The sequence below is a fragment of the Paenibacillus sp. S28 genome (genome assembly GCF_016624415.1).
GTDB lineage: Bacteria > Bacillota > Bacilli > Paenibacillales > Paenibacillaceae > Paenibacillus_AQ > Paenibacillus_AQ favisporus.
Genome location: NZ_JACVTM010000021.1, coordinates 78,992 through 96,381, shown reverse-complemented (window position 1 = coordinate 96,381; position 17,390 = coordinate 78,992). Strand labels below are relative to the sequence as shown.

The 17,390-nt window shown below is 49.7% G+C and carries 10 protein-coding genes and 1 pseudogene; all 11 read right to left on the bottom strand.

Features of this window, described 5'->3' with window-relative positions; genetic code table 11:
* Positions 1-241, bottom strand: a pseudogene (locus tag IAE55_RS30360) (hypothetical protein); the annotation flags it as partial.
* A 367-nt stretch (positions 242-608) separates the two neighbouring features.
* A complete protein-coding gene (locus tag IAE55_RS30355) occupies positions 609-1,019 on the bottom strand; it encodes a hypothetical protein (protein ID WP_089549740.1) in 411 nt (136 codons plus the stop codon).
* Between the two features lie 165 nt (positions 1,020-1,184).
* Complete coding sequence (locus tag IAE55_RS30350; RefSeq protein ID WP_076174607.1) at positions 1,185-1,907, bottom strand: response regulator transcription factor; 723 nt, start codon at positions 1,905-1,907, stop codon at positions 1,185-1,187.
* 4 nt (positions 1,908-1,911) lie between these two features.
* Positions 1,912-3,066 carry a sensor histidine kinase gene (locus IAE55_RS30345; protein ID WP_089549739.1) on the bottom strand — a complete coding sequence of 385 codons (1,155 nt, stop codon included), beginning with the start codon at positions 3,064-3,066 and terminating at the stop codon, positions 1,912-1,914.
* Positions 3,067-3,159: 93 nt separating this feature from the next.
* Positions 3,160-5,874, bottom strand: a complete 2,715-nt coding sequence (locus tag IAE55_RS30340; protein WP_200634704.1) for a stalk domain-containing protein — start codon at positions 5,872-5,874, stop codon at positions 3,160-3,162.
* Positions 5,875-6,169: 295 nt separating this feature from the next.
* Complete coding sequence (locus IAE55_RS30335; protein WP_200634703.1) at positions 6,170-10,168, bottom strand: Ig-like domain-containing protein; 3,999 nt, start codon at positions 10,166-10,168, stop codon at positions 6,170-6,172.
* A 291-nt stretch (positions 10,169-10,459) separates the two neighbouring features.
* Positions 10,460-11,662, bottom strand: coding sequence for a methionine adenosyltransferase (gene metK, locus IAE55_RS30330; RefSeq protein ID WP_200634702.1), 1,203 nt, complete (start codon positions 11,660-11,662; stop codon positions 10,460-10,462).
* A gap of 204 nt (positions 11,663-11,866) precedes the next feature.
* Complete coding sequence (locus IAE55_RS30325; protein ID WP_200634701.1) at positions 11,867-12,139, bottom strand: alpha/beta-type small acid-soluble spore protein; 273 nt, start codon at positions 12,137-12,139, stop codon at positions 11,867-11,869.
* 113 nt (positions 12,140-12,252) lie between these two features.
* The gene (locus IAE55_RS30320; RefSeq protein ID WP_200634700.1) at positions 12,253-12,798 is read right to left on the bottom strand and encodes a hypothetical protein; all 546 of its coding nucleotides are present in this window, start codon (positions 12,796-12,798) and stop codon (positions 12,253-12,255) included.
* A 105-nt stretch (positions 12,799-12,903) separates the two neighbouring features.
* Positions 12,904-16,494 carry an Ig-like domain-containing protein gene (locus IAE55_RS30315; RefSeq protein WP_200634699.1) on the bottom strand — a complete coding sequence of 1,197 codons (3,591 nt, stop codon included), beginning with the start codon at positions 16,492-16,494 and terminating at the stop codon, positions 12,904-12,906.
* 455 nt (positions 16,495-16,949) lie between these two features.
* Positions 16,950-17,291 carry a hypothetical protein gene (locus IAE55_RS30310; protein WP_076174635.1) on the bottom strand — a complete coding sequence of 114 codons (342 nt, stop codon included), beginning with the start codon at positions 17,289-17,291 and terminating at the stop codon, positions 16,950-16,952.
* Positions 17,292-17,390 lie beyond the last annotated feature (99 nt).

Below are 17,390 nucleotides of genomic sequence, written 5' to 3'. Positions count from 1 at the left end.
CCTCCACCCACCCCCTCCACTGCTGCATCTTCCAGTGCACCATCTCCGGCGCCCCCACAAAACCCTTAGCCACCTTGCAAGCCCAGCCTAGTGGCATGTCTCCCGACAGCAAAGCCATCGTTCCATCCATCTCGGTATTCCTGCTTACATACTCCCACCATACGATGTCGATACGCAGGTCCAGCGAAATTTTCATCCTCCACTGCTGCCCTTGCCGGATGGCATATACGGCGACACGCATGCGCCCGCCTCCTTTCTCCCTTCCCGTTTCGGTGAAACGTAAAAGCCGAATATCCTGTCCTCTTACGGAAAACCTCAATTTCTTCAAGAAACTTTTCAGCACGAGTGATATGTAAATCTACATAGAACGAACTAACGAACTAAAGAAATGAAAAGAAATGAATGTTATAGGCTGCTATTGGGCCGATCTAAAAGGAAGTTCAATGCAAAATTTCAGTCAATCTTTACAAGTCCTTAGAATTCACAAACCACAGACGATCCTCCGCCCAACGCAAAAAAGCACACCCCCGGCTTGTCGCCTCTGGAGTGTGCTTCACTCTGTATTCTGCATTATGCCGCCTCCCGGCATGAACGCAGTTCCCTGCGTATTAGACATAAGGGATGCGCTCCGCTTCATGCGGCTTTCTCAAATCAATCATTTCGGAAATCATGCCGTCAGCCAGCACCAAGGTTCCTTCGATGTCTCCGTTCTCCACGGAGGACTGCATCGGGACGACGGACAATTCCATACCCGCGGTTCCGTGCATTCGGTGGACAATCTCCACGGTCTGATCCGTGGAAGCTGCATCCATCACCGTTAGACGAAGCTTCTTGCCTGAAATGAACGAATACCACCCGAATGCCCGGATGTACCATTCGATCTGTCCTTCATGGTTGGACGTCACCAGCGTATAGTGAACCCAGGGTGAACTTTTGCGCTTCTGCCAAGCATGAAATAAGTGAACCGCCGCAGCCGCCAGCACGTATACCGCCGTGATCCACAAAAGCGGAATCATCATGCAGACTCACCTCCTGTATACCCACACTATATGCGGGTACAAACCGGACGGTGAATGATAAAGGCCGGATCGCCCACACCTCTGACGAAAGGGGCATGAGCGAGCGTACAGTGGAATTTTTCACAAACTTTGGCAAAGGCAAGCAGCTATCCCAAAATTATGGTATTAGAGCGTTACCCAACCGTATTTAATCGAGTTGATAACTGCTTGCGTACGGTCGTCGACTTCCATCTTCTGCAGGATGCTGCTGACATGGTTCTTGACCGTTTTCTCGCTAATGAATAAAAACTCTCCGATCATCTTGTTGCTCTTGCCTTCCGCCATCAGGCGCAGCACTTCAGCTTCCCGCCGGGTCAGCGGATTGTTCTCGCCGGCCACGAACTTGACGCCTGCTTCGCGGACGCCGCTCTCGGTCATGGCACCCGTTTCGTTCAGGAAGGTCATGCGCCGCAGCTGCTGAATCAGCTTGCCGGTCACTTTAGGATGAATAAATGCATAGCCTTCCTGAACCGAACGGATCGCATTGATCAGCGACTCGGCTTCCATATCCTTGAGCAGGTATCCGTTCGCGCCCTTGCGGAGCGTCTCGAATACGTAACTCTCATCATCATGAATGGATAGAATAATGACCTTTACATCCGGAAACAGCTCGCGGAGCTTCTCCGTGGCCTCCACACCATTTTCCACAGGCATATTAATATCCATCAGGACAATGTCGGGTTTGATATCGTTGCAAAATTCAAGCACCTGAATACCATCGCCGCATTCCCCGATGACCTCAATGTCTTCCTCCATGTTCAAAATACGCTTCAGACCCTCGCGAAACAGTTGATGATCGTCAGCCAGGAGGACCTTAATGGTTGTTTTGCCGGAATCTCTCGTTTCCATCCAACTACTCCTTTCCCTTTTCCACGTTCGTTGGGATATGGATAATGATCTTCGTACCCTGGTTCTCGGCCGATTCGATCTCCATTCTCCCTTCGAGAAGCTCTACCCTCTCGCGCATTCCGATTAAACCGAAATGATCCTTGCTCTTCTGTTCCAGAAGCTCGACTCGGAATCCAAGTCCATTGTCTTGAACGACAATTTTAACCATCTGCGCTTGATATGTAATTTCAATTAACACATAGGTTGGGTGGGCATGCTTCGCCGCATTGCTCAGTGCTTCCTGGACCAGACGGTAGATCGCCGCCTCCATTGCAGAAGAAAGACGATGCTCTTTCCCTCTCGTTTCGAACATGGTACGGATCTTGGTCTTCTCCTCGTAATCGTGCGCGTATTTGCGCAGCGTCGGGATCAGTCCCAAATCGTCGAGTGCCATAGGACGCAGATTAAAAATGACCTTGCGCATTTCTTCAAGGCTGGAGCGTACCTGCCCCTTCAAATCTACTATTTCGTCCTGCACCATCTTAAATTCCTGCTTCAGCAGCATTCTTTCCACAATTTCGGTTCTCAGGACCAGGTTAGCGAGCAGCTGCGCCGGACCATCATGGATTTCACGGGCGATGCGTTTGCGCTCTTCTTCCTGCGCCAAAATAATTTTCAGACCGATCACCTGGCGGTTCTTGGCCGTCTCGATGATCCGGGTCACTTGTCCCAGCTCTCCCGACAGGTATTCCATGACAACGCCCATCTGCGATCCGATGGATTCGGCACGTTCTATCGAATTTTCGACACTTCTCACCCGCTTCTGGAGTTCATCGCGTCTGGCCTTCAAATACATTTCCTTCTCACGATAAATCATCACATCAAGCTGCAGCTGCGTCGCTTTCTCGTAGGCCTGCCTAATATCATCCTCTTTGTACCGGACGAAGTCCCGGCTGACCTCGGTCAGCCGGATCCGGGAACGCCGGTAGTTCAGCTCCAGCTGATCCACCTTCTGCAGCGTATCCACGGTTTCCTTCATCACTAACTGCAGTTCCTGATTCAACGTGAGCAGCTCGTCCCGGGCCGTCTCGAGAATCTCGAACATCTGATATTTGCTGTTTTCAACCACCTGGATGGCATTCTTAATGACTCGGTCTATCGCATCGGCTTGAAAATCCACGAATGTTCTACTCCATTTCTAACCATTACAGTTCTACATAGAATGAGCTGCAGTCGCATTTCCTAAGTTCAATTCTATACATATCATACCATATCATGATTGGATGGTAATGGTCTTCGTGTTTTGTTCCCAATTTACTTGTAATCCTAATTGCTCGGAAACGAGCCGAAGTGGGACTAAAGTACGACCTTGGGTGATGAATGGAGCAACTTCTGCGCTTTTACGCTTGCCGTTTAGGATATATTCCTTTTTGCCGACCGTCAAGTCCATCAGCTTGCCGCCCCGCAGGACGCTGATCCGCTGATTGGCTGAATCCCATGTGGCTTGTCCGCCAAATGTATCCAGTACGTATTTCACCGGAATATAGGTCGTACCGTTCTTCATGACCGGCGCAGCGTCCATAGATTTCTTCTGACCATTCGACATATAGGACTTCTGCCCGACCGCCATGATCACCTTGCCGGTTGGAAGGCCGGCATCGCTGGACAGCGAAGGCATCGTGAATTTAATGTTGTCAAAAGCGACCGTACCCGTCTTCGCCCGCTCGTCCTGGCCATCTTCAACATTGACGACGTAGAGGCGCTTCAACTGGGCCGGGAAGGCGATGCCCAGGCTGCTCAGATCCACGTTGATCGTCTTCCAGCCCGTCCAATCAATGGCTTTGGCAAGGTCGACGTAAACCGTCTGTCCTTTCGCGTCCGTCAGCTCGGCACGCATCCAGTTCAGGCTGTTGTCGCCCATCGCGTCGATCGACATCGACGTAGCCGCCGCATTAATGCCTTTACCCGAAGTGCCGTTCAGTTGTGCATAAGCATACATTTTACCGCTGCCGGCCGTCATGTCATACTGCAGCTGAAGCACTTTGGAATTGGCATGGTCACCGGTTCCCTGCATCACCTGCGCCGATCCGGTAACCTGGCTGCCGCTGTTCGTCGTAAAATCGACCGGGTATGTGACATTTTCAAAGTTTTCCCACATGTCTTCGCCTGCTGCCGACAGCACAACGACGGTGCTGAAGCCGTTGTAACGGGCGATGGCATAACCAACCTTCGTATTGGCATTCACCGAAGCGACGGTCAGCTTGTCATCCTGCACGCTGCCTTTAAAGCCGATAAATTCCCACTTCAGGGATCCGGCCGGAACCGTGATGCTCTGCCCGTCCTTCGTCACCGCCGTAACCGGCACCGATACCGTGCTGCCTGCCTTAAGCGGAGCCGTAGCCGTTCCGACGTTCAGGGCGGACAGGTCGTCTCCGCCGATCACCTTCACCTGCATGCTGGCGTTGGCTTTGCCGCTGACCGCGGTAATCGTCGATGTTCCCGGCTTCACGCCCTTCACCGTCTGTCCGCTAACGACGGTGTTGCCGTTGCTCGACTTCCAGGTCGGCGTAATGCTCGACACGTCGATCGGGTTGTAGTAGGTGTCATAGCCTTTCAGCTGGAACGACGCCTGCTGTCCGATCAGGATCGCGGAAGAGCCGCTGATTTTCAGTCCGAGCAGGCTGCCCTGCGGCGCCTCGGTGTACACGCCGACAGCGTTGACGACGCTGCGCTGGGTTGTTCCGTATTCGGTGTCAAACGTCAGCTTCGTGCCCGTTTCGCCGAGCGGCCGGTCGACCATCGTTGTGGAGCCGCCACCGTCCAGGTTCATGCCTTTCCAGACACCGACTTTGACCATAAAGGTCTGCAGCTCGGACAGCGACATGCCGGAGCTGTTGTCGTTTTTCTCAACGGCTACGATATATGCGTAGCGCTGATCCTTCGAATATCCGAGTGCAGTACGGGCGCGGTAGCCTCCGATGCTGGATACGTCGCGTGAAAAGGCCGACGCCGCTCCGTTGTTCACGAGAATCGTATGCCCGCCGATCATCATCTGCAGGTTGGCCGGATCAAGCGACTGTCCGGACGTTTTGGACAGCAGCTTGTAGTCGGTTGTGATCGTTTGGCCGACCGCCATATGGTTCGTTACGAACTGCGCTGCCGTTCCGTGGGTCCGCAAAATGTACCCGTCCTCCGGCACTGCGAAATCGAAGCCGCCTGGCTCGGAAATTTGCGTAATCACGTTATTTTGCACCAGGACCTCAACCGGTGTAGTGGAGCTGTTCTTCGGCCGAACCGGCGACTTCCAGGCACTTGTATAAATATACATGGCATTCGCATGGCTGTAATTCGAAGTACCGCTCTCCGGCGTGTAAGATGCCTTATTAACACCAGCCAGCGTGAACGTAGAGCCGTCTTGGGCTGTCACCGTTCCGTCAAACGAAAACTGATCGATAACCGGCGTGCCGCTCTTGTTTACCGCAAAGGAATACATCCCCTTCAGATCCGAAGGCGTCGATACCAGTTCCCCGCTGGTGACCTGCCCCCCGATCGGTGCCCCGTCTCCGGCCGTATTAAAATAGTCTCCGTTCACGCCCGCTACCGCACCGGTCTCTTTGACCATGCCGCCGGTGCTCTGTTTGGTGGTCAGCTGACCGTCCTGGCCGTTCATGACGTCAATCTTGACGTTCGGATTCTGCAAATCCACTTTGATGACGTCCGCCAGTGCCGTCGCCTGTTTGCCAGAGCGCGTCGTCGTAAATTTGTACTTGGTCATTATCGCCCCAGACGTAACCGGGCTCTCACTGAGCTTCGTTACGGTCGCCGCTGTGGCCGCGCTGGCCACCGAAGCAATAGAATGTCCGTTCAGCGGGATGCCGCTGCCGATAACCGGTGTAATAAACAGCAGGCCAGCCAGCGATACGACCATCCACTTCTTGCCTGCACCCTTCTTGTGCTCGTTCCCCATGCGATCATTATGCCATTTCATGTACTGTTAACTCTCCCATCTTCTTCATACGCAATGCTATTCTATCGTTGCTCGTTCATAAACAGGACCAACCGACTATACACGTTACAGCATGAGTTCACAGACTCTATTATCTAGGTCCAGTATGAACTCCCTATTAAATAGACTGAAATTATCCAAAAAAGTTACGGAAAATTAATCTTTTTAGCAAAATCCACCGCGAATCCCACAAAAAAAAGCCCCACCGAAGTAGGGCTGACGTACGAAATGGAAACTCTATGATTTTGTGAGAGATTTAGCCTGTTCACTGCTCTGGTTACATGTACCCGATCTTCTCCAGCAGACGCTGCAGCATGACGGCCGCCTGGGCGCGGGTCGCATTTCCCCGGGGCTGGAACGTGTTCGCCGTGACACCCTGGATAATGCCTTCCTTCAGCACGCGTGCCGCGGAATCCGGATACTGGATTTGCTTGCTGTCCTTAAACACTTTCAGGTACGTGGACGCCGGATAGCTCAGCGTCGAGTTGTATCCCGCATAGTTCATGGCCCGGACCATCATGATCCCCATCTGCTCGCGCGTGATCGAGCTGTTCGGCTTGAACGAACCGTCCGTATTGCCGGTGACGATGCCAGCTTTGGCCGCCGCCCCGATATAGGCGCTGGAGCCGATGTTGACCACGTCATAGAAGCGGTCCGCGCTCTGCGCATCCCCTTCCAATCCGAGGGCTCGTGCCACATACTCAGCGAACTCAGCGCGGGTGATGCTCTGATCCGGGGCAAACAGCGTATTGGTGCGGCCCTCGATGACCTGCTTGGCAGACAGCGTGCTGATCGCGTCTTTCGCCCAGTGGTTTCCAAGATCGCTGTAATACTTGTAGAACGTCGCTCCGAAAACGGTGAAGTTCCCCTTTACCTTGGCATGGAACACGCGGCGGCTGCCTGCAGTGTCGATCACGCCTGGAACATAGGTCAGCTTGTTCGCTCCACTGTCGAAGCGGACCAGACTGGACCGGCTGTCCTGCAGCGCACTGCTCGTCCGGACGAGAACCTCCCCGCTGAGCTTCAGCTCACGCGGATTGTTCGGCGAACTGTTGTTCACGGCGGATACATAGAAGTCTACTGGCTCGGTGATCTTTTGGCTGGAGCTGGTATTCAGCTTCTTGCTCAAATCCGCGGCTGCCTCCGCCGACAGCTTCTCTACCGTGATGTTAAGCGTGACGGAAGAGCTGCTGGCATTCAGGCTGCTGGCAATGTCCGGCAGGTTTATTTTGCTAAAAGGTACCATATACACGGCGTCCCCGGCTTTTACCGCCAGCACGGCACTGCGATCGATGTTATAGACTTGCTGCAGCGCATCCAAAGGGAACGTAACCGATGCAGAGTTTAGTCCAACGGCCGCATCCACAACGAGCGTGTGCAGCTTTTCACCGGAATTCAGCATATATTGGTAGGCCTGCTTCAGTTTCTCGCCATCGACCCGGTACTGCTTGATATATTGGTTGTTGCGGGACTTTACGTCCGACACGGCCGTTGCCTGATTGCCAAGCGCAAACATGGCCTGTCCAAACTCTCCGGCCTCCATCAGTGTCAGGTAAGACGGACGGTTCGGATCGGTTGTTCCGCTGCCGGTTGTCGTGCCCGTGTTGCTGACCGGGACTTTGTTAAAATACTTCAAATAAGTGCCTGCACTGTCCCTGAGCGGCGTGGCCCCTGGAATGTAGGACAGCTCCACCTTTTGTCCATTAATGACCGGATTGCTGAGCTTGATCGTCAGCGTGCTGCCATTGACCGAGGCGCTGGCCAGGGAGCTTGTCGTTCCGTCCACCAACACTTGGAATTGGGTTACTGTGACGGAGGACTGGGACACCAGCGTTTTATTGAACACGACCTGGATGGTATCTCCCTGCACTACCGCCGATTGGATGTCACCCATATCGAGCAGCGTCGTAACCGTCACCGGCTCCAGATTCAGGTATCCGGCCGAGTTCCCGTTCAGGTCCGTCAGGCGCGCGGTACCGGGTACGTATGAGATCGTCACCTTGTTATCTTTGCTCAGCGCAGACGTCAATGTCAGCGTTACCTGGCTGCCCTTGATCTCCACTGCGGTCACGTAATTCGGCACATTGTTGGCCAGTACCGAAAATTGGCTTTTCATCGGCACATTGGTCGTGCTGAGAAGCTCATTATACGTCAGGACCAGCTTGGTGCCGCCGCCTTCAGCCTTGTCCAGGACCGGGGGCTTTGTGTCCCAATAATTGCGGACGATGTAGTCCGTGAATCCAGCGATATTTTGTCCGCGGTAATCCTGAATCGGATACGCCCCCGGTTTGTAGCTGACCCGCACCACCTGCCCGTCACCGACGGACGTGTTCAGGGACAGCGTCAAGGACTGGCCGCTTTGACTCACGCTTTTGACGCCCAGGCTCGTTCCGTCCGCCGTTACGGTGAACTGCTCATAGGCATATGCGGAAGGACTTTTCAGCGACTGGCTAAAATACAGCACCACCGTGCTTCCCGAAATCGTGCCGCTGGTTGGCTTCGGCAGCGCGGAGTCCACGCCATTCACGACCTCGCGTGCCCCAAAGGCTGCCGCCGCATTTCCCGAAGTATCGCGGATCGGGCTGGAGCCGCCGCTGTAGCTGATTTTTACATTTTGCCCGACGGCGACGCCGGTCTCCAGAATGACATAGACGCTGTCCCCAGAGGTGTACACGTAGCTGATCCGCCTCGCTTCATCGTTCACCGTCACGTTAAAGTTGGCCGTCGATGACCAGGAGTCCGAATACAAAGATTCGTTATATACGAGCCGAATCGTCGTGTTGCTGTACATCTCACTGCTCTGCAGCACCGGAGCCTGCTTGTCCGATGTGTTCGTCTGGAACGTCCAGCCCGTAGTGCTTGTAATTCCAGCGTAGTTCATGCCAGGGTTCTGTTTGTCGTAAAAAGCCCCCGGATCTACAGTCACGTAATAGGACGCGTCTCTGTCGAGTGTGTAACCGGACTGCAGCTGGATTTTGGCTTGGGTCCCGCTCACCGTGACCGTCACCGGAACACTGGCGCCATTCGAGGATTTGCGAAGCAGTACATTCCCCGAACCGCGAACTACTTCCCGGTTAAAATTCATATACAGCGTCGCGTCCACTGCCACGTTCGTGCTTCCGCTTGTCGGGGACAAGCTGGAAACGGATAGCGGAGTCGTACTGCCTGGCGCCGCAGCCGTCGTGAAGGTCCAGCCTGTGGTCGAGGTGATCCCCGCCACGTTACTGCCTCCCCGGTCCTGAAAAGCCCCTTCAGGCACGATCACATAATACGACGTCCCGTACGCCAACACGCTCCCCGGATCGATCGTCACGACCGTCGAGCCGCCGCCTGTCACCTGAGTGGATTGGACATTAATCGAAGTCACCTTGGTACCGTTTGATTTGAACAGGTCAATCGTGCCCTGCCCGGGATATACCGGGTTGTTGAACGTCAGCTGAAGCTTGCTGTTCATGGCGATCCCGGTCGCGGCGCTTTGCGGCGATTTGGCCGTAATTGCGGTATCACCCTGCGTCGTAAAATACCACTGCCCGCCCGTCGTCAACCCGCTGAACGCTTGTCCATCCAGCGTGGTGATCGCACCTGTAGGGATATACACGTAATACGTCGTGTTTTTGTCCAGAGAACGGGACAACGTGAAGCTTACCTTTTTCCCATCCACTTGAACCCGTGAATTCGTCTGCCCCTGCGTCAGCGTGATAGAATCCACCACTTGGTTGTCGGACACTCGTTTGATCTGCACGCTGCCGCTTCCCGTCTGGATTTCTTCATTAAAAGTAAGCTGCAACGCGTTGGAAGGACTCGCTCCGATTGAACCCACTTGTGGCGCGGAGTCCACGACAGCCAGCTTGCTTAGCGTGGTGAACGTAAACATCGACTCGTCGTTCAACGTCTGGTTAGAATCGTCCTTTAGAACTCTCGCCTCGACTTTCACCTGATATTCCGTCTTGTAGGACAGCCATTTGCCTACAGGCAGCTGGAAGTTGAGCTTATTGGTGGGTGCTGGATTCGTTGAATTCATGGCCTTTAAATCGCTTAGGCTGAGCTTGATCTGGTTGGCCTCTTCCGGATGAGCCGGATCGATGATCCGTACCGCTGGGTCCGACACTGGATCGCTGGATGGATCGGCAATATGTACGTTTTGGTTAAAGGTCAGCTGAAAATCCGGACGTCTCCCAACCTCCACGGCCCCATCCTCTGGCAGTGTGGAGATAAGCGGTCCGCTCATTTGAGCCTGTACTGCCGTTGCTGCAGCTGATACGGGACTTCCTCCCATCCCTCCTGTGATTCCTATGTCCAATGCCATGGCGAGTGCTAGCATGCATGCCGTTATTTTTTTCATAGAATGGCTTAAACCTACCTTTCCTCGTATTCCGCTCCTGTGAAACGAAACATACCGCACCCTTTTCACAGGCACACGCTTATACTTCTATGTCGGTTAAAAAGGAAAAGAAGTTTAGCCTAAGGCTGGAAACGCTAGGTGATAGGCATGCAAAAAACCTCAGCCCGGCCATTTGGCCAAACTGAGGTTTAAAAAAATATCTTCTATTATAAGTAGTCGCTTCGATTACAGACCGGCTTGAGCACGCAGCTCTTCCGCTTTGTCCACGCGTTCCCAAGGCAGATCCACATCGGTACGGCCAAAGTGGCCGTATGCCGCGGTTTGCTTGTAAATCGGACGGCGCAGATCCAGCATGCGGATAATGCCGGCTGGGCGCAGGTCAAAGTTGGCGCGAATCAGCTCAACCAGCTTCTCGTCACTTACTTTACCCGTTCCGTACGTATCGACGTTGATCGATACCGGCGTCGCTACACCAATGGCGTAAGCCAATTGGATTTCGCATTTATCAGCCAATCCTGCAGCAACGAGGTTCTTCGCCACGTAACGCGCTGCGTATGCAGCGGAACGGTCCACTTTCGTCGGATCCTTACCGGAGAAGGCACCGCCGCCGTGACGGGCATATCCACCGTACGTATCCACGATAATTTTACGTCCTGTCAGACCAGCGTCCCCTTGAGGACCGCCAATGACAAAACGACCCGTAGGATTGATATAATACTTTGTCTCGGCGTCAAGCAGTTCAGCTGGAACAACCGGCAGAATGACTTGCTCTTTCACGTCCTTCTGGATTTGCTCCAACGTTGCATCTTCCGCGTGCTGCGTCGAAACAACGATTGTATCCACACGAACAGGCTTGTCGTCCACATACTCGATCGTCACTTGCGTTTTACCGTCCGGACGCAGGTAGTCCAGGGTTCCGTTCTTGCGCACTTCAGACAGACGGCGGGCAATCCGGTGGGACAGCGCGATCGGAAGCGGCATCAGCTCAGGCGTTTCGTTGGTCGCAAAACCAAACATCAGACCTTGGTCGCCGGCACCGATGTTTTCGGTTTCCTTATCCACTTGGGCAGGGTCACGGCTCTCCAGAGCGGCGTTAACGCCTTGAGCGATGTCAGCGGACTGCTCGTTAAGCGATGTCAACACGGCCATCGTGTTGGAGTCAAAGCCATACTTCGCACGGGTGTACCCGATTTCTTTTACCGTATTTCGAACAATAGCTGGAATATCAACATATTCGGATTTCGTGCTGATTTCACCGATGACGAGCACCAGACCGGTCGCAACCGAGACTTCGCACGCCACGCGGGCATTCGGATCATTTTCCAGAAAAGCGTCAAGCACCGCATCGGAGATCTGGTCGCAAATCTTGTCCGGATGTCCTTCCGTAACGGACTCGGATGTGAACAGATGACGTCCTTTTACAGACATTGTATCAACCTCCTATAAGGGTATTATAACAACGGCAGATAGGTTCTAAACAAAAAATGAACCTTTTCCGCAAAGGAAAAGGTTGTTGTACAATCCTCGTATGTCATATTAACGTATTTGTCAACCCATGTCAATGAATGCAGGTTGAACATGGGCTTTGGAAAAAGCATGAGTGCTCCTCTGTCCCGCCTTGAAAAAAGCTTGTTACAGCAGGTTTTGCTGCGCTTGACGAACGAGCCGTTTCGTCATTTCCCCGCCTACCGAACCGTTCTCACGGGATGTCAGATGTGCGCCGTTCACACGACCAAATCCAAGGCCCCCGGCTTCACCCAGGTCGGATGCAAACTCGGTGTCCGCACCGCTAAATCCTGCAGCTTCATACGCCGCACCCAGTCCAAACTCGGCAGCGATTTCGTACTTCATTTGATTCAGCATATTCCGGCTTTCCGGTACCACTTTACGATTGTTTCTTGCCATGATGGATACACCTCCAGCAAATATGGTCTTGCAAGAGTAGTATTTGTCATCCGGCCGTCCCTAGACGTATAAATCATTGTTACTTCTGGCAAAAATAAGCTTATGTAGCGCGATTATTGAATCGAATAACCGCCACGAACCATAACGATCAAGCTGGACTTGACGCCGTCTTGAACCATGATCCCACGTCCGGCTCTTGGGAAGGACATAAGATGGTTATTTCCCACCGCTTGTCCATTGGTTACGTCTTTGCCATCCGTAAGGTCAGCGACGCCGTTGGAGTCGGCACTATAGATTACAGCATGTCCATTGCGGACGATAAACTCGGCACCTGCAGCGGCAATCAGCTTCTCGCCAGGCTTTACAGTTACGATGGTTACTTGATCACTAGATGCAGAAGAATTATTATTCCCGGAATTGTTGTTTCCATTATCCGTTGGTGCCGTTGGATTGGTTGGCGTTGTAGGCGTTGTTGTTCCTCCGCCCAACGCTTTTTGGATCTGTTGGTCAACGTAGCTCTTCGTTACGACCGGATCATCGGCTGTGCCAGCTTGGCCTGTCACACCTGCGCCTTGTGCTGTGATGTCAAAGATAGAGCCGAGGGCTAGGCCTGCGCCAAGAACGATTACAGTTAAAAATAGTTTGATGGATCTCTTCATGAACGCCTCCTGAATCGATTTTTATTAACTTCATCTTTTAAGCCTTGATCCAAAAAAAAGTAAGACTCGGTAAAATACCGAGTCTTACTTAGAATTATACCGAAATTATTTTGCTGCAATTGCCTGCGCAGTTGCACCAGCAAATGCATTACCGGCCAAATCCTTAACGCCTGCACCAATATCAACAGTTCCTGTAGCCGTATCTGTTGCTCCTGGAGCAATAACAGTCAGAACAATTGTATCAGTACCGTTTCCGCTGATTTCAGAAATATTCCCTGGTGTTGCGGTTGCTACACCATCAACACTAAAGTTGAAATTAGTGAAATCTGCCAGTTTAGCATTTACTGCTTCGCTAAATTTAACACTAACATGCGTAGCATCGATGAATTTAGCAGTTGCAACTGTTGGAGCAACCACATCTTTATTAACTACTTTTGTAACAGGTGCAGAAACATAATTTGCAGCATCGGTGCTCACAACGCTTACTGTTACTTTGCCGTCAGCAAGAGTAGATGCATTCAAAGTCGCTGCGAAGTTACCGTTAGCATCAACAGTAGCGTTTACTGTTTGTGTTACAGGTGTAGCAGCTGCGTCAGTAATTGTTACTTGCACGGTAGAACCTACAGCAGTAGTACCATTTACTGCATAAGTGCCCTTATTAGCATTGTTAATGTCTGAAGCTGTAACAATTTTAGGAGCAGCACTTACAGTTTTTTCAGCTGTTTCATAAGTCGAAGATCCCTTAGCAACGTTTCCGTTAGCATCTTTAATGTAAGATCCACTATCCTTAACTTTTACGGAGTAAGCAGATGTTACACCACTCGTCACGGAAGGATTCAGTGTAACAAGAAGAATACTATTATCAGTGGCATCCAAAGACGTAGTGTAATCTTGATCCGCTAGCAACAAACCATCAGTTCCATTTGCGGACAGTTTTGTTACAGTCAAATCTTTAGCATAGTCACTTGCATTACCGCCAAGAGTCTCCGAGAACGGAACCTGAATAACTACCTTACCTGCAGTTGTTGTAGTAGGCAGATTCGCAACATCCTTAACGTAAGGTGCTACTTGGTCATCAATCTGAATACCGGATTTAGTCAATACTGCAGAGTTTCCTGTTACAGTCTTAATCAAATCACCATTTACGATACTCAATGTACCAGAAACCGAAGTTCCGACTTTATTGGACAATGTCAGCGTTACAACATTAGTGCCGTCTGCTGTAGCATCGGAAATCTTAGTTCCATTTGACAATGCGAATGCATCTGCATTTACACTATCGATTGGCTGGTTAAATTTAACCTTGATTACATTTTCATCAGTAAATGCTGCTGGTTTTGATACAGTTGAAGAGTAAGCAGCTACATCAGCACGTGCAGTTGCACTTACCAAATCAATGTTAACCGAAAATCCTTGCATAACGTTTCCTGCCAAGTCTTTAACACCCAGTACTTTCAGGGTAGAAAGACTTCCAGTAGTGAAGCTAACTGTTGAGTTATCAATTTTTTCTGGGAATACCAGGATTACACCTTTTCCATCAAGAGTTGGTGTAATTGTTACATCATCAGGCAATTGTCTGTCGACAGATTTGAAATTAATGTAGTAGCTGCCATGAGACAATGCAGTTGCAGGATCAACTTTCTCATTGAAGTTCAGAACTACCGTGCGAGTAGCGCTGTTTGCAGATACATCTGCCTGAGTAAGGGTTGGTCCAGTCTTATCGCCAAGAGAAATTGTTGTGCTGTAGTCAATAAGGGTGTTATGCAATGCAGTAGTATCTTGGATACCACTTGCTTTGAAAGTATATACATTGTCTTCAGACAGAGTGTTGTAAAGCTCAACTGTTGCAACTTTACCAGTAGAATCAACACTTGCTGTTCTAATGGAAATTACTTTTCCATCTTTGTCAGTAATAACAAATTTAGCTTTGTCAACTGTTACAGCTTTGTTGAATTTTACTGTAATGTTCTTTTTATCAGAGTTGACTTTTACATCAATGATCTCTGGTCTAGTTTGATCGATTTCTGGAGTGATCTTCACTTCTTTTGTAGTGTTCACATTACCAGAATAGTCACTTACACTGTCAACATACAGAGTTGTTTCGTAATTAGGAAGTCTGTCAGCTGTTTTGAAAGTAAAGGAATATTTGTTTCCTGCAATTTTAGTATAAGAATCTGCGTATTTCTTAGTTGTACCAGACAACCAGTAAACGTCAGAAGCTTTTACTGTATCAGGATCAATATCCTCGTTGAAAGTCAACGTTACAGTTTCCAATGTTGCTTTTGCTTCAGTAACTGTCGGACCTTCTTTATCTTCCACGACACTGAAAGTTACTTCTTTAGAAAGAGATTTCAGACTATTGTAGTCTTCCAAGAGGGAAGAAGTAAGTTTGTGCTCTCCAACTGCAATAGTGTTAGAAGCATATGGTTTAAGAATGATTTCTCTGTCATTGCCACCAACAGCTACAGAACCGTAGAAAGTTACTCCATCCAGTGTAAAGTTAGATGCTTTAACATTTTTAACCGGTTCACTCACAACCACTTTGATCGCCTTATTACCAAGCGCAGTTACGCTGGTTACTTCTGGAAGAGCGTTATCCACAGGAGTAAATTTGAAATCAGTAGTGCTGATTACTTTATCTCCTGCTTTTACGTTATTCACAGTCAATTTGTACTCTTTATTATTGGTGAATACTACACCATCAGCAAGAGTCAAACGAACCGTTTTTCCATCTTCTTCCAAGACGGCGGATTTAATCGAACCAGCACTAACACTGTAGTTATCAGTTCTTTCTGCGGTAGTCGAATCAACAGTACCATCAAACGCAACTTCGATTTCTTTCAGGTTGCTTGCGGATACTTTGTCGACTTTAGTTGCAGTAGTTACTACATAAGTTACCTTCGCAGTGTACTCATTGCCAGCTGCGTCTTTAAATTTCACTTCAGTTTCTTTGTTAGCAACCAAAGGAGTGTCAAGTTTAACCTTTACTACTTCACCAGTAGAAAGCGTGAACTCAACATTGCTTGGGTCAACGACTTTGTAAGTGAAAGTGATGTTAGCCGCTTGGTCGATTGCGTAAGCTGCTTCAACCAGTTGGGAACGGCTAGCGTTTGCTTTGAAGTTAGCATCTTTAGAGATGAGGCCTTTGTCGATCGCTGCTTGAACATATCCTTTAGCCCAGTCAGCTGCGTTGTTGTCTGGGTTTGCAGGGATTTCAAGTTTCAGCGCACGAGTCAGAACAGTCGCCATTTCTTGGATGGTTACTTTTCCGTTGTAGTTGAAGATTTTCTTCACGTTGTCTTGACCTTGCATGATACCAGCAGCAGTTACTGCTTCAATGTAAGGTACTGCCCAGTTCTTGGCGTCGTAACCTTTATCTTTGTAAGAAAGAGTTCCAGTTACTTCTTTCAGTCCAAGAAGCTTCGTGATGACTTTCGCGAACTCAGCGCGAGTCATTTCTTTTTCAAGATGTGCTTGTTTGTCTGGGTAACCGTTGAAGATCCCTTTAGCTGCCAGAGCGTCGAATTTTTGTTGCGGAGTTACTGCGGTATCACCGAATGCTACAGATGCAAACATGGAGAATGCCATTGCTGTAGACAGAGCGACTGTCAAAATTTTCTTCATAACCTTTTTTTCTCCTCCTTGAACATTCATCACATTAGAGTTTTCTTTAAATGGGTAGCTCGTGTTACTCATTAGCCAGTGCACCCCCTTTCCCGAGTTGAGCATGGTTCATATAAATGATGTCTGTGACGATATCACAGAAACTGGTAAACATATCAATTAAAAGCGGCAAAAAAAAGAGTAGATTCCTAATCCTACCTAAGTATTATACAATGGGCCCCACACAGCGTAAAGATAATTTTTCTAAAAAATAGACATCTTTCTTGCTGAGGTGGATATTGGTTCAACACCCATCGTAATTGACTCTACATCTTAGACGCGCGTGTTTCTAAAAAGTTGCACCTTTTTTAAAAAAATTTCAAAATTGTTACCGGAACATAATAAAAGACGTCAGAAGCCCTGTTTGTCCAAGAAATATCTGGAAAACATTAACCCTTCCTTACTTAGTTGAAACAAGAAAAACAAAAAAACAAGGCGCCAATAGGCACCTTGTTGGACGATGTAAATGAGTCAAAGGTTACAAAATATTAACGGATTTTCATGGCAAGCTGAATGATCTGAGCGCGCATTTCCGGGCTTGTGTTGAGGTTCTCGTACATTTGTTCAATCGGCTGCTTGTTCTCACGGTAAGTCTTATCATGTTTGATTGTCGAATGGGACCATTCAATCAGTTCGTTCTCGGAAATGACCAATTCATTATATGCATCATGGAATCCGGTCTCCATTACGAGACCTTCCATTACTTCTTGCGTAATTTCTCTCGTTTTCCGAGTGGTTTCGATTTTCTTCTCCAAAATGCTAGCTTTATTCTCAAATTTAGTCTTCGCTTTCAAATAATCCAGTTGCGCCTTCGAATAGATCGGTTTCATAAGATTGCCTTCACCCTCTAAGATAAAATATCGTTCTACGCCATTGTATCCTAATTTCCGACAAATTACAAAGAGTTGAAAATGGAAAAAGATAGCCCC